Origin of the sequence: Curtobacterium aurantiacum, from assembly GCF_018598555.1 — a bacterium.
Taxonomy (GTDB): Bacteria; Actinomycetota; Actinomycetes; order Actinomycetales; family Microbacteriaceae; genus Curtobacterium; species Curtobacterium aurantiacum.
In genome coordinates this window covers 68,010-81,435 of record NZ_JAHEWN010000005.1, presented here as the reverse complement: position 1 = coordinate 81,435, position 13,426 = coordinate 68,010, and the positions used below count along the sequence as shown (strand labels likewise).

The window sequence follows — 13,426 nt, the reverse complement described above, 5'->3', positions numbered from 1 at the left end:
TACACACCGGGTGGTTTTTGGGGTAGCGTCGTCATCGATCTCGCCGCGGAGCATCGCTCCTCGACGGGCCGCGACACCCAGACAGGATCGAAGGAGCCTCTGCAATGCCCACCACTTCTGTGCAGCTGTACTCACTGCGCGACGCCATCGCCGAAGACCTCGACAAGGCCATCGCCCGTGTCGCCGAGATCGGGTACGAGAACGTCGAGCCCTACGCGTTCGTCGAGCGCGCCACCGACCTCGAGCGTGCGTTCGCGGCCACCGGCCTCAAGGCCCCGTCCGGCCACGTCGCCGTGATCGACGCCGAGGACACCGCGCCGATCTGGGACGCCGCCGAGCGCCTCGGCATCCGTACCGTCATCGACCCCTTCATCCCGACCGACCGCTGGCAGACCGCCGACGACGTCGCGAAGATCGCCGAGCGCGTCAACGAGCTGACCGCCGAGGCCGCCGGCCGTGGCCTGCAGTTCGGGTACCACAACCACCAGTGGGAGTTCACGAACAAGGTCGACGGCCGCACGGTCTACGACCTGTTCGTCTCGCAGCTCTCGCCGGAGACCGTCCTCGAGGTCGACACCTTCTGGGCGACCGTCGGTGGCGCCGACGCCCCGGCCGTCCTCAAGGGCCTGGGTGACCGCGTCGTCGCGATCCACGTCAAGGACGGCAAGGTCGACGGTGACATCCGCACCGCGCTGCCCTCGTCGGAGAGCGCCCTCATCGTGCCCGAGGCGCTGCAGCGCGCCTTCGAGAACCAGACGCCGGCCGGTCAGGGCGACGTCGACGTGACCGCGATCCTCGCCGCCGCACCGCAGGCCATCCGCGTGGTCGAGTTCGACGCGTACAAGGGCGACGTCTTCGAGGGCATCACCGAGTCCCTCACCTGGCTCGAGGACAACGACAAGTGAGCCGTGTCGGGATCGGCATCATCGGTGCCGGCAACATCTCCACGCAGTACCTCGAGAACCTGACCAAGTTCGCCGACGTCGAGGTCCGCTTCGTCGCCGACGTGCTGCTCGAGCGGGCCGCTGAGCAGGCGGCCACGTACGGGGTGGCATCGTCGGGATCGGTCGAGGAGCTCCTCGCCCGCGACGACATCTCGATCGTGATCAACCTGACGATCCCGGCCGCGCACGCCGAGGTCGACCAGCAGATCATCGACGCCGGCAAGCACGTCTGGAGCGAGAAGCCGATCGCGACCGACCACGCGTCGGCCGCCGCGGTGCTCGAGTCGGCGAAGGCCAAGGGCCTGCGCGTCGCGACCGCTCCGGACACCGTGCTCGGCGCGGGCATCCAGACGGCGCTCCGGGCCATCGCCCGCGGTGACATCGGCGAGCCGCTGTCCGCGACGACGCTGTTCCACGTCCCCGGACCCGAGGCGTGGCACCCGAACCCGGACTTCCTGTTCGCCACCGGTGCCGGCCCCCTGTTCGACATGGGCCCGTACTACGTGACGACCCTGGTGCACGCGTTCGGCACCGCCTCGCGCGTGCAGGCCGTCTCGTCGAAGTCACTCGACCGCCGCACGATCGCGTCCGGCCCCCGCGCCGGCGAGACGTTCCCCGTCGAGGTCCCGACGCACCACGCGGCCCTGATCGAGTTCGCCGGCGGGCAGTCCGCCCAGTCGACGTTCTCGTTCCAGCACGCGCTGCCGCGGATGGGCTTCGTCGAGATCAACGGCACGCTCGGCACGATCTCACTGCCCGACCCGAACACGTTCGAGGGCTCGTCGCAGCTCTGGCGCTACGGCCAGGAGGAGCCCGAGACGCTCGAGGCGGTCGGTTCCACCTGGGGCCGTGGCACCGGTGTCGTCGAGCTCGCCCGCGCCATCGCCGAGGACCGCCCCGAACGTGCCTCCGGCGCCGTCGCGCTGCACGTGCTCGACGTGCTGCTCGGCATCCGTGACGCGGCCGAGTCGGGTTCCGCCGTCGACATCACGTCGACCGTGGACGCGATCCCGCCGCTGCCCGAGGACTTCGACCCCGCGGCAGCCGTGCTGACCGCGGGCGCGAACGCCTAGGAGCGCCCGGGAGCGCCGCGCGCACCACTTCGTGAGCAGCAATGGTCGGGTCCCGAACGGGGACCCGACCATTGCTGCTCACCAGGGTGTGTGATCGCCCGACCCTGCGCTCGGTGGACCGTGCCGCGCGGTTCGGCCAGGACATCCGCGCTGGTCGGCCATCTGGAACGGCCCGAAGTCACGCCCTTCTTCACTCGGGTGATGAGAACCATGGGTGTGGAGGAGGAGCTGCTCCTCATCGACCGGTCGACGGGTGTGCCCGTGCCGGTCGCCGACGGTGTGCTGGCCGGTGCGAAGGCGACACGGGTGCCCGACCCCGGCGGGGTCGTCGGCGAGATGCAGCGCGAGATGATCGAGGTGATCACCCGACCGCACAGTTCCCTGGCGGCGCTCGGCGGGCAGGTGCTCGACAACCGAGCACTCGTCGAACAGGTCGCGAACGGCTTCGGTGCGCACGCCGCACCGCTCGCCGCCTCGCCCACGACGGTGACCCCGCACGTCAGCGACGGCGCGCGGTACCGCCGGATGGTGCAGCGGTACGGCACCATCCCGCGGCACAGCCTGACGTGCGGCCTGCACGTCCACGTGTCGATCGACTCCCCCGCCGAGGGCGTCGCCGTGCTCGACCGCATCCGGACGTGGACGCCGATCCTCATCGCCCTGAGCGCCAATTCACCCTTCCACGCGGGGAATGACACCGGTCATGCCAGTTTCCGCTCGATCGCCTGGAACCAGTGGCCGTCCGCCGGACCGATGGAGCGGTTCGGCTCCGAGGAGCGGTACCGAACCGTCACCGAGAGCATGCTCCGCACCGGAGCCCTGCTCGACGAGGGCATGCTCTACCTCGACGCACGACTGTCGCGGAACCACCCCACCGTCGAGGTTCGCGTGGCGGACGTCCCGCTCGACCCGGGCGTGACCGTGACGATCGCCGGGATCGTCCGTGCCCTCGTCGACACCGCGGCCGAGCAGTGGCGCTCGGGCTCACTGGAGCGCGACACCCCCGCGTGCACCGTCCGCCTGGCGAACTGGCGCGCCGCACTCGAGGGCCTCGAGGGCGAGCTGGTGGACCCCCTGACCGGCCACGCCGCCCCCGCCCGTGAGGTCGTCACCCTCCTGCTCGCGCACGTGCTGCCGGCACTGACGGCGAACGGTGACGACCAGCTCGTGGAACGGGGTCTGGCCGACCTCTTCGCCCGCGGCACCGGGGCGGCACGGCAGCGTGCGGCCTACGCGGCGACGGGCGACCTCGGCCAGGTCGCGTTGGCCGCGGCGATGACGAACATGCGCGCGCGGACGGGCCGGGTCGCCCCCGGGCAGCGTCCGGCGACCGCCTCGGAGCAGCGTGCCGCCGCCCCGGTCGTCGAGGCCGGGGCGGCGGGCTCCGATCTCACCGGAGCGGAGCGCTGATGGGCTCGAGACGGCACCCGCGGCCCCGGATCGATCGTCGGCAGCGGGGCGTCATCGCGCTCGTGAACTCGATCTCGAACGCCTCGGCCCACCCGGTGTTCGGCGACTCGACGTCGAGCAGGAACTCGACGGGGGTCCATGCAGGGTCGTCGCACCCGGCGGGCCGCACCGGCAGGACGCGGGTCGAGAAGCCCGCCAGCCATGCCCGACGCAGCACGCCGGGGAGTTTCTTCGCCTGGACCTCCCGAGGCAGCACCACACGTATCCACATCTCGCTGCCTCCGACTCTTTCCTTGGGACACTCTGCGCACCCGATGGACAGAATCAACCTGACCGGAGATGACGGCTCGATCAGCGTCGCGCTTTCCGAACGAACCGATGGGAGCACCCCATGACCGACCTCAGGAACCCACCCGTCCTCGGCGAGGAGCCGTCCGAGATCGGGCCGAAGCACCCCGTCCGCCTGGGCGCGCGCTTCGTGCACTGGCACACCTCCACCGACCACAAGACGATCGGGAACCTGTACCTGGTGACGTCGTTCGGGTACTTCTGCCTGGCCGGTGTCATGGCCGTGGTGATGCGGACCGAGCTGTTCACGCCCGGGCTCGATGTGCTCGAGACGCGCGAGGAGTACAACCAGCTGCTGACCATGCACGGCACGGTCATGCTGCTGCTGTTCGCGACGCCGTTGTTCGCCGGCTTCGCCAACGCGATCATGCCCCTGCAGCTCGGGGCGCCGGACGTCGCGTTCCCCCGGCTGAACGCGTTCTCGTACTGGCTGTACGCGGTCGGCAGCCTGGTGGCGATGGGCGGGTTCCTGACACCGGGCGGGGCGGCGGCGTTCGGGTGGACGGCCTACGCGCCGTTGTCCGACACGACCTTCGAGCCGGGCGTCGGCGGGCACCTCTGGGTAGCCGGCCTGAGCATGACGGGGTTCAGCACCATCCTCGGCTCCGTGAACTTCATCACCACCGTGGTGACGATGCGCGCGCCGGGCATGACCATGTTCCGGATGCCGATCTTCACCTGGAACGTGCTCATCACGTCGATCCTCGTGCTCATGGCGTTCCCGGTGCTGGCGGTGGCGCTGTTCGGTCTGCTGCTCGACCGGGTCTTCGACGCGCAGATCTTCAACCCGGCGAACGGTGGTCCGCTGCTGTGGCAGCACCTGTTCTGGTTCTTCGGGCACCCCGAGGTCTACGTGATCGCCCTGCCGTTCTTCGGCATCGTCTCCGAGGTCTTCCCCGCGTTCAGCCGGAAGCCGATCTTCGGGTACAAGACGCTCGTGTACGCGACCATCTCGATCGCCGCCCTGTCGATCACCGTCTGGGCGCACCACATGTTCGCGACCGGTGGGGTCCTGCTGCCGTGGTTCTCCCTGCTCACGATGCTCATCGCGGTGCCGACGGGCGTGAAGATCTTCAACTGGGTCGGCACGATGTGGCGCGGTTCGGTGACGTTCGAGACACCGATCCTGTGGGCGATCGGGTTCCTGGTGACCTTCACGTTCGGTGGGCTGACCGGCGTGATCCTGGCGTCGCCGCCGCTCGACTTCCACGTCCACGACACCTACTTCGTCGTGGCGCACTTCCACTACGTCGTCTTCGGGACCGTCGTCTTCGCGATGTTCTCGGGCTTCTACTTCTGGTGGCCGAAGTTCACCGGCAAGATGCTCGGCGAACGGCTCGGCAAGGTGCACTTCTGGATGCTCTTCATCGGGTTCCACATGACGTTCCTCATCCAGCACTGGCTCGGGGTGATCGGGATGCCCCGCCGGTACGCCAGCTACCTCGAGGAGGACGACTTCACCTGGCTGCACGAGGTCTCGACGGTGGGTGCGATCCTGACGGCCGCGTCGATGATCCCGTTCTTCCTGAACATCGTGCAGACGATGCGGAAGGGTCACAAGGTGCTCGTCAACGACCCGTGGGGCTACGGCCGGTCGCTCGAGTGGGCGACGAGCTGCCCGCCGCCCCGGCACAACTTCACATCGGTGCCGCGGATCCGGTCGGAGTCGCCGGCGTTCGACCTGAACCACCCCGAGGCCGGTGTCCCGGTCGGGGTGGGTCCGGCGATGGACGCCCCCGACGCGGCCACCCACGACCAGGCCACGGGCAAGACCCGCAACCCGAAGGACACCGACCAGAAGTTCTGACGGCGGCACTTGCTGAGCAGGAATGGTCGGGTCCCGAACGGGAACCCGACCATTTCTGCTCACCAAGCGAAGCAGCGCGACACGAACAGCGGGACGCGAACCGCAGCCCCCGAACCCGTCAGACCAACGCGGTGAAGGACGCGTCGCGCACGAGCAGCGTCGCCGCGTCGCCCACCACGGCCTGGTCGGGGTCGCTCGACAGCCCGAGGGACCAGCTGCCCCCACCCGGACGCTCCGGCAGCGTGAACTCCACCGTGGTGTCCGACGCGTTCAGCAGCACGGCCACGGTGTCGTCGCCCTGGTGCAGCACGAGCGTCACGGCCCGGTTGCCACCGTCGGCCCAGTCGCCGTCCTCGAACCCGGCGGCGTCGGCACGGAGCACGGTCACCGTCGACTCCGAGTCACCGGGCGCGGTGCGGAACCACTCCGGACGCAGCGCCTGGTGCTCTCGACGGAACGCGATCGCCGCCGTGGTGAAGGCGAGCAGGTCCTGGTCGGCCGCGGCCCAGTCGAACCACGAGATCTCGTCGTCCTGGCAGTACGCGTTGTTGTTGCCGCCCTGCGACCGCGCGAGCTCGTCGCCGCCCAGGATCATCGGCACACCGGCGGAGAGCAGCAGGGTGCCGAGGAAGTTGCGGCGCTGGCGGTCTCGGTAGTCGTTCACCGCGCCGTCGTCGGTCGGCCCCTCGATGCCGCCGTTGAACGAGGTGTTGTCGCTCTCACCGTCGTTGTTGTCCTCGCCGTTCGCCTCGTTGTGCTTGTCGGCGTACATCGTCAGGTCGGCCAGCGTGAAACCGTCGTGGGCGGTCACGAAGTCGATCGAGCAGAGCGGCGAGCGGCGCGAACCCTCGTAGACGTCCGGGCTGCCGAGGACCCGCTGGACGGCGTCGCCGAGCGCGCCCTCGTCGCCGCGCCAGAAGGCACGGAGGTCGTCGCGGTACTTGCCGTTCCACTCGGACCAGTCGGCCGGGAACCCGCCCACCTGGTAGCCGGCGGTGTCCCACGGCTCGGCGATCATCTTGACCTCGCGCAGCACGGGGTCCTGGTGGATGATGTCGAGGAACGCGGAGTGCTTCTCGGCCTCGCCGTCCTGGCGGGTGAGCGTCGTGGCCAGGTCGAACCGGAAGCCGTCGACGTGCATCTCCTCGACCCAGTAGCGGAGCGAGTCCATGATGAGCCCGAGGGCCGCCGGGTGCCCGACGTTCAGGCTGTTGCCGGTGCCGGTGGTGTCGAAGTAGTTGGCCTCGTCACCCTCGACCAGCCGGTAGTACGACCGGTTGTCGATCCCCTTGAACGACAGCGTCGGGCCCATGTGGTTGCCCTCGGCGGTGTGGTTGTAGACGACGTCCATGATGACCTCGAGCCCCGCGGCGTGCAGGGCCTTGACCATCGCCTTGAACTCGGCGACCTGCTGCCCGGCGCTGCCTGCGGACGAGTACTCGTCGTGCGGCGCGAAGAAGCCGATGCTGTTGTAGCCCCAGTAGTTGCGGAGCCCCTTGTCGAGGAGCGTCGAGTCCTGCACGAACTGGTGCGTCGGCAGCAGCTCGACGGCGGTGACGCCGAGGTCGGTGAGGTGCTTGATCGCGGCAGGGTGGGCCATGCCAGCGTAGGTGCCGCGGATCTCCTCGGGGACGTCCGGGTGCTGCTTCGTGAAGCCCTTGACGTGCACCTCGTACACGACGGTGTCGGCGAGCGGGGTCCGCAGCAGGGTGTCACCGTCCCAGTCGAAGGACCGGTCGGCGACGACGGACTTCGGCATCGCGCTGGCCGAGTCGGTGTCGTCCAGCTGCTCAGGATTGTCCATGTCGTGGCCGAACAGGGCCTGGCCCCACTCGTAGGTGCCGTCGACGGCCGTGGCGTAGGGGTCGAGCAGGAGCTTCGCGCCGTTGTGGCGCAGGCCGTTCGCGGGGTCCCACGCTCCGTGCACGCGGAAGCCGTAGCGGGTGCCGATGGTCACGCCGGGCACGACGTCGTGGAAGGTGTAGCCGGTGCGGTTGCGGAGCTCGGTGCGGTGCTCGGTGCCGTCGTCGTCGAAGGTGCAGAACTCGACCCGCTCGGCGGTGCTCGAGAACAGGGCGACGTTGGCGCCCCCGTCGACGAGCGTGACGCCGAGCGGGGTGCGCGTGGAAGTGGTCATGCTGCCCTTCTACCGGCCGGTCGCTGTGCCACCGGCGGTCTGGGCGTACCCCTGGCCGCTCAGCGCACCGGCGGGACGAGCTGCTCGAGCAGTCGCAGCACCCGCTCGCCGTCGACGGCGTCGGGGTCGAGCAACCACTGGACCTGCAGCCCGTCGGACGCCGCGATGCTCAGGCTCGCCAGGTCGACCGGGTCCAGGTCGGCACGGATCCGGCCGCTCGCCTGGTCCGCCTCGATCAACGCGGCGAGCTCCGCACGCAGCCGGGCGAACCGCTCGCGCATGAATTCCCGCGTGGCCGGGTGGCCCTCCTGCACGGCGTCGGCCGCGAGGGTCGTGTACAGCTGCACGAGCCCCGGCACGGCCCGGTTGCGCGACGCGCTCTCGCGCATGTCGCCGATCGCCGACTTCATCCGGTCGGGCGCGCCCTGCTCACGGACCTCGTGCTCGCGGTAGACCGCGAGCAGCAGTTCGTCGCGGCTCGGGAAGTAGTGGCGGAGTGCCGCGTGCGTGATCCCGAGGGCCTCGGCCACCGAGCGGAGCGACGATGCGTCGACGCCCTGCTCCGCCACCATGCGGATCATCTCGTCGAGGATCTGGGTGCGCCGCTCGGCGCCCTTGCGGTACCCGCCGCGGCGCGGCTGGGCCGCGTCGGCGTCGTCCGCGGGGTGGGTCATGCACCCAACTTACCGCTGGAAGGTTTTTCTCGGGAGGCCCGTGGCGGGCGCACCACGGGCCTCCCGTCCGCACCGGGTCGCGTCGCACCGGCCGGGCCGCGTCAGCCGGGTGCGCTCGCGTCAGTCCTCGTCGTCGACCGTGTACTCGTCGACCGGCGCGGGCGAGCCCGCGGCGAGCGCGTCGACGATCTTCGTGAGCGAGTCCGCCAGGATCGCGTTGTCCGCGTCGGGCAGTTGCTCGAGCACCTCGACGACGGCCGCGTGGAAGCGCGCGTACGAGGCGTCGATCTTCTCGGCGGCCTGGTCGGTCGGGGCGAGCACCTGCGCACGACGGTCGGTCGGGTGCGCCGTGCGCGACAGCAGCCCCTTCTGCACGAGCCCGTCAACGATCTTGGTGACCGAGGCGTTCGAGACGGCGAGCATGACGGCGAGGTCCTTCGGCCCCATCGTCCGGCCGTCCCGGTGCGCCTGGAGCATGTACCGGACCGCGAGGAACTCGTTCTTCGACAGGCCGCTCTCGATGCGGGCGGACTCGATCTGCTGGTCCTCGGCGTGCTGCAGGCGGAGCAGCGCCTCGACGGCGGTCTTCGCGGCCCGGGACTCTGGTTCGCGGGCGTAGAGGTGGACGTGCTCTCGACGGACGACGGTCAACGGCATGGGGTCATGCGCTCCTTGCTATGCGGCAGGGGTGGTGAAGAAGTCCGCGTAGGACGGCTCGGAACGACCGGCGAGCAGCGACGGGTCCTGGATGCGACGCGCGACGTACGCGTCGATGATCGCCGGGTCGGTGAGACCGACGCGCGTGTGGCTGCCACCGATCCGTGCCGTCCGAGGCATCCCGGAGTACGTGCTGTGCATGTCGTGTCCCGCCCTTCTCGCTTGCCGTGTGTCCCCTGCGGACGGCTGAACTCTTTCACAAAGTGAACGGTCAGTTCAACGAACCATTTGCACTGTGTACGTTTTGCGCGCCGAACGGTTCTCGGCGTCCTCTGAGCGTTCTTTTGGCACTCACAAGGGTCGAGTGCTAAAACGGTGGCAGTTGAGTCGAGGGGACTCAACGAGAACCACGAAGGAGTTGATTTCGATGACGATGAACTTCGACCCGTTCCGCGAGCTCGACCGACTCGCGGGTTCGCTCCTCGGCACCGCCGCCGGCCCGCGCTCGATGCCGATGGACCTGTACCGCACCGGGGACCACTACGTCCTCGACGTCGACCTGCCCGGCATCGACCCGGGCTCCGTCGACATCGACGTGGACGGCTCCGTCCTGACGATCCGCGCCGAGCGCACCCTCGGTGCCCCGGAGGGCTCGCAGTGGATCACGCGTGAGCGCCAGCCCGGCACGTTCGTCCGGCAGCTCACGCTCGGCGACGGCCTGGACGCCGAGCGCATCACCGCCGGGTACGACAACGGCGTGCTGAGCATCACGATCCCGGTCAAGGAGTCCGCGAAGCCCCGCAAGATCGCCGTCTCCGTCGGCGGCGGATCCGAGCAGCTCGCGGTCGGTTCCGGCACCACCGCCGAGTGAGGAGCTGAGCGATGACGTCCGTCCTGCTGAACGCGGTGGTCGCCGTCCTCGTCGTCACCGCGGCGCTCGCGCTCACGAGCCTGGACCGGCGCACCGCCGTGCTCCTCGGAGCCACCGGCAGCCTGACCGGCACCTTCCTGGCCTGGGTCGCCGCGCCCCGGCTCGTCGAGCAGTCGTTCCTGGCCCCCTGGGTCGCCGCGGTCCTCGGCACGGCCCTGCTGATCGCCGGGTGGAGCGCCGCCCGCGCCTACTCGGGCATCTTCGAGGCACCACGTGACGAAGAACCCGAGACGGGGGCGCTGATGACCGTGGGCGGGTCCGCCCCGCCGGTGCGGTGACCACCTGACGGACGGGAGGCCCGGCGCACGTCGTGCGCCGGGCCTCCCGTGGTTCCGTCGGTCGCGTGGGCGACCGTCGGGACTACTCCTTGTTCAGCTTGTCCTGCACCAGGCCGGCCGTCTTCTCGACGACGTTCGGGATCTCTGTGGTGCCGTAGAGCCGGACGTCGGGGTGCGTGGGCGGGGGGTACGCGGCCGAGGTGGTGGGGCCGTCGTGGTACGAGTACTCGCCCTTGCCGTCGAACGACGGGCCACTCGCCCACGGGCCGTTCTTCGCCTCGGCACCGTCGGAGAAGTTGAGGTACTGGTAGTTGACCTCCTGGTTCTCCTTCGCCTGCGGGAAGTTGTTCGGGACCGGGAAGTCCTCGATGCCCTTCTCGCGGAGCTCGGCAGCAGCCGTCGCCCACATGTTCTGGTGCATCGTGTCGCGTGCGATGAGGAACGACAGCAGGTCACGGACGCCGTGGTCGTCGGTCATGTGGTAGAGTCGCGCGGCCTGGATCCGGCCCTGCATCTCGGCGTTCTCGTTCGCCGTGAAGTCGGCGAGCAGGTTGCCGCTGGCGGTGATGTACGAGCCCTGCCAGGGGTTGCCGTTGCTGTCAGCCGCACGGGCACCCGCACCCGCGACGATGGCGTGCTGCAGGTCCTGCCCGCCGACCACCGCGGCGACCGTCGGGTCGTCCTGCAGGGCGTCCTCGGTGATGCCGAGCGGGGACTTCTCGAGCAGCTGGGCGATCATCGTCGCGAGCATCTCGACGTGCCCCATCTCCTCGGCACCGATGCCGAAGACCATGTCCCGGTACTTGCCGGGGATGTGCATGTTCCACCCCTGGAACTGGTACTGCAGCGCCACGGTGATCTCGCCGTACTGGCCACCGAGCACCTCCTGCAGCTTGCGGGCGTAGATCGCGTCGGGCTTGTCGGGCGTGGCCTTGAACTGGAGTTCCTGCTTGTGGAAGAACAAATCGTGCTCCTTCGTCGTCTCGATCGAGCGATTGCAGGCCCGATCGTTCGCCGGGGGCACTGAGCGGCCGTCCAAGGTGGCCGGATCGCGCAGACGACCGGCTGCACACGGCCGGCTTCACCCGGCAGGACGAGGCGCTTCGGTCCGCCGCCCGATGCCCTCGGCCGTCCGGTTCCGCAGGCTGGGAGCATGCAGACCTCCACCAAGCACACGATCGCCACGCTGCTGCTCTGCGCGGCGATCGTGGTCGCCACCGTCGTCGCACTCATGGCCATGACGCCGCCCGCGTGACGCCGGTGCGGCATGGGAGGATCGCTCTCGTGACCGAACGGGGCAGGTTCCTCCGGCCGCTCGCCACCCGGTCGATCGTCATCGACGTCACCTGGGCGGTCCTGGCGGCGTTCGTCTTCCTGCTGCCCATCGACCTCGAGCTCGAGCACGCGAGTCTCGCCGCCGTCCTGTCGGCGTCCGTCGCGATCGCCCTGCGCCGCGTCTCCCCGTCCGCCGCGATGGTGATGGTGGTCGTCCTCGGGGTCGTCCAGGTCGGCGGCGGCGAGCGCCCCTCGCTGGTCGACCTCGCACTGTTCGTCGTGATCGGCACCGCCGCGGTCGTGGGTACCCGCACCGAGGTCGTCGTCTCCGGCGTGCTCGCGGTCGTCGCCGGTGCGGGAGCGACCGTATACCTGGCGTCGACCGGCTTCCGGTTCCTGGTGCTCATCAACGGCCCGCGCGACCAGGCCTTCCTGGCGATGGCCGCCCCGGTGACCGCGCTGCTCGGGGTCTGGGCGGGCGGGGTCGCCGTCCGGGCCTTCCGCTCCCGCGACCGCGAGTCGGAGCGCCGAGCCGACGCCGAAGCCGCCGCTTCCCGCGCCGAAGCCGTCGCCACCGAGGCCGAGGCCACCGCCACCCGCGCCATCGACGTCGCCGAGTCCGAACGCATCCGCGCCGACATCGCCCGCGACGTGCACGACGTCGTCGGCCACTCGCTCGCGGTGATCATCGCGCAGGCCGACTCGGTGCCGTTCCTCGACGACGAGGCCCGCATCCGTGCCGTCAGCGCCACCATCGCGAGCACCGCACGGAGCTCCCTGGTCGAGGTCCGCCAGGTCCTCGGGCACATCGACGGCTCGTCCGAGGCGACCGGGCCCGGCTCGCTCGAGGAGATCGTGCAGGGCATCCGCGACGCCGGGGTCGAGGTCGACCGCACGGTCCGCGGGGTCCCGCTGGGCCTGCGCCCGGACGCCGGCACCGCCGCCCGCCGCGTGCTGCAGGAGATGCTGACGAACGCCCTGCGCCACGGCGCCCCCGGCAACCCGGTGGTCGTGCGGGAGACCTGGCGGAGCGCCGACCTGGTGCTCGAGGTCGAGAACGTCGTCGGGGACGGCACCACCGCGGGCTCGGGCCGCGGGATCGACGGCATGGACTCGCGCCTCGGCGCCCTCGGTGGGTCGTTCGACGCCGCCGTCCTCGACGACGTGTTCACCGCACGCGCCCGCATCCCGTTCGACGTCCAAGGGGGACCCGTCCGATGACCGAACCGATCAGGATCCTGCTCACCGACGACCAGGCGCTGTTCCGCGCCGGGCTCCGGGTGGTGCTCGACGCCCAGGACGACATGCGCGTGGTCGGTGAGGCCTCCGACGGAGCCGAAGCGCTCGCACTCATCCCCCAGGTGCGACCCGACGTGGTGCTGCTCGACATGCGGATGGCCGGCATGGACGGCGTCGAGACCGTCCGGCAGCTCTACTCCGGTGCCGTCCCGGGCCCGCTGCCCCGCGTCGTCGTGCTCACCACCTTCGGGCTCGACCCCGCGGCGGCGACCGCGATCCGGCTCGGCGCCAGCGGGTTCCTGCTCAAGGACACGACGCCGCCGTTCCTGTTCGCCGCGGTGCGGGCGGTGCACGAGGGCAGCTCGGTGATCGCGCCGAACGACCTCGCGCAGCTGTTCGGCACCGACGTGGCACGGGCCCCGGCCCCGCAGCCGCCCGAGTTCGCGAGCCTGACCGAGCGGGAGCGGGTCGTGTTCGGGTGGGCGTCGCGCGGGCTGTCGAACGCCGAGATCGCCACGAAGGAGTACGTCACCGAGTCGACGGTGAAGACCCAGATCTCGAGCATCCTCGGCAAGCTCTCGCTGCGCGACCGGGTGCAGCTCGTCGTCTACGCACACGACCACGGGCTGGCGGGCACCCGCGACGCTTGAAAG

General features: G+C 70.2%; 14 protein-coding genes. 8 read left to right on the top strand and 6 right to left on the bottom strand.

Annotated features, from left to right (window positions below; all coding sequences use genetic code 11):
• Positions 1 to 104: 104 nt before the first annotated feature.
• The 3 genes from KK087_RS06440 to KK087_RS06430 all read left to right on the top strand — a co-directional run bounded on the left by KK087_RS06440 (position 105) and on the right by KK087_RS06430 (position 3,427).
• Entirely contained in the window at positions 105 to 905 is an 801-nt protein-coding gene (locus tag KK087_RS06440) for a sugar phosphate isomerase/epimerase family protein (protein WP_214564578.1), read from the top strand.
• Positions 902 to 2,017, top strand: a complete 1,116-nt coding sequence (locus KK087_RS06435; protein WP_214564577.1) for a Gfo/Idh/MocA family protein — start codon at positions 902 to 904, stop codon at positions 2,015 to 2,017. The genes KK087_RS06440 and KK087_RS06435 overlap by 4 nt, the downstream gene beginning before the upstream one ends.
• Positions 2,018 to 2,218: 201 nt before the next feature.
• Entirely contained in the window at positions 2,219 to 3,427 is a 1,209-nt protein-coding gene (locus tag KK087_RS06430) for a carboxylate-amine ligase (protein ID WP_214564576.1), read from the top strand.
• Here the strand turns inward: KK087_RS06430 and KK087_RS06425 are convergent.
• Positions 3,408 to 3,683, bottom strand: a complete 276-nt coding sequence (locus KK087_RS06425) for a hypothetical protein (RefSeq protein ID WP_214564575.1) — start codon at positions 3,681 to 3,683, stop codon at positions 3,408 to 3,410. The two genes, KK087_RS06430 and KK087_RS06425, sit on opposite strands and share 20 nt — an antisense overlap.
• A 135-nt stretch (positions 3,684 to 3,818) precedes the next feature.
• Here KK087_RS06425 and ctaD point away from each other — a divergent pair, with 135 nt between their 5' ends.
• Positions 3,819 to 5,582, top strand: a complete 1,764-nt coding sequence (gene ctaD / locus KK087_RS06420; protein WP_214564574.1) for an aa3-type cytochrome oxidase subunit I — start codon at positions 3,819 to 3,821, stop codon at positions 5,580 to 5,582.
• Positions 5,583 to 5,700: 118 nt separating this feature from the next.
• Here ctaD and glgX read toward each other — a convergent pair whose 3' ends face one another.
• From glgX to KK087_RS06400, 4 genes are all read right to left on the bottom strand, one after another.
• Positions 5,701 to 7,719: a glycogen debranching protein GlgX gene (glgX, locus tag KK087_RS06415; protein WP_214564573.1), complete on the bottom strand. Its 2,019-nt coding sequence runs from the start codon at positions 7,717 to 7,719 to the stop codon at positions 5,701 to 5,703.
• A gap of 59 nt (positions 7,720 to 7,778) precedes the next feature.
• Positions 7,779 to 8,393 (bottom strand): TetR/AcrR family transcriptional regulator, encoded by a 615-nt coding sequence (locus tag KK087_RS06410; RefSeq protein WP_214543779.1) that lies wholly within the window; start codon positions 8,391 to 8,393, stop codon positions 7,779 to 7,781.
• A 120-nt stretch (positions 8,394 to 8,513) separates the two neighbouring features.
• Positions 8,514 to 9,050, bottom strand: a complete 537-nt coding sequence (locus KK087_RS06405; protein WP_214529217.1) for a MarR family winged helix-turn-helix transcriptional regulator — start codon at positions 9,048 to 9,050, stop codon at positions 8,514 to 8,516.
• Between the two features lie 18 nt (positions 9,051 to 9,068).
• Positions 9,069 to 9,251, bottom strand: a complete 183-nt coding sequence (locus KK087_RS06400) for a hypothetical protein (protein ID WP_214564572.1) — start codon at positions 9,249 to 9,251, stop codon at positions 9,069 to 9,071.
• Between the two features lie 226 nt (positions 9,252 to 9,477).
• Between KK087_RS06400 and KK087_RS06395 the strand changes: the two genes are divergently transcribed.
• The gene (locus tag KK087_RS06395; protein ID WP_214529219.1) at positions 9,478 to 9,921 is read left to right on the top strand and encodes an Hsp20/alpha crystallin family protein; all 444 of its coding nucleotides are present in this window, start codon (positions 9,478 to 9,480) and stop codon (positions 9,919 to 9,921) included.
• Positions 9,922 to 9,932: 11 nt separating this feature from the next.
• Complete coding sequence (locus KK087_RS06390) at positions 9,933 to 10,259, top strand: hypothetical protein (RefSeq protein WP_214529220.1); 327 nt, start codon at positions 9,933 to 9,935, stop codon at positions 10,257 to 10,259.
• Positions 10,260 to 10,341: 82 nt separating this feature from the next.
• Here KK087_RS06390 and KK087_RS06385 read toward each other — a convergent pair whose 3' ends face one another.
• Positions 10,342 to 11,223 carry a manganese catalase gene (locus tag KK087_RS06385; protein WP_214564571.1) on the bottom strand — a complete coding sequence of 294 codons (882 nt, stop codon included), beginning with the start codon at positions 11,221 to 11,223 and terminating at the stop codon, positions 10,342 to 10,344.
• Positions 11,224 to 11,543: 320 nt separating this feature from the next.
• Here KK087_RS06385 and KK087_RS06380 point away from each other — a divergent pair, with 320 nt between their 5' ends.
• The gene (locus KK087_RS06380) at positions 11,544 to 12,755 is read left to right on the top strand and encodes a sensor histidine kinase (protein ID WP_307858373.1); all 1,212 of its coding nucleotides are present in this window, start codon (positions 11,544 to 11,546) and stop codon (positions 12,753 to 12,755) included.
• A complete protein-coding gene (locus KK087_RS06375) occupies positions 12,752 to 13,423 on the top strand; it encodes a response regulator (RefSeq protein ID WP_214564570.1) in 672 nt (223 codons plus the stop codon). The genes KK087_RS06380 and KK087_RS06375 overlap by 4 nt, the downstream gene beginning before the upstream one ends.
• Positions 13,424 to 13,426: the final 3 nt, after the last annotated feature.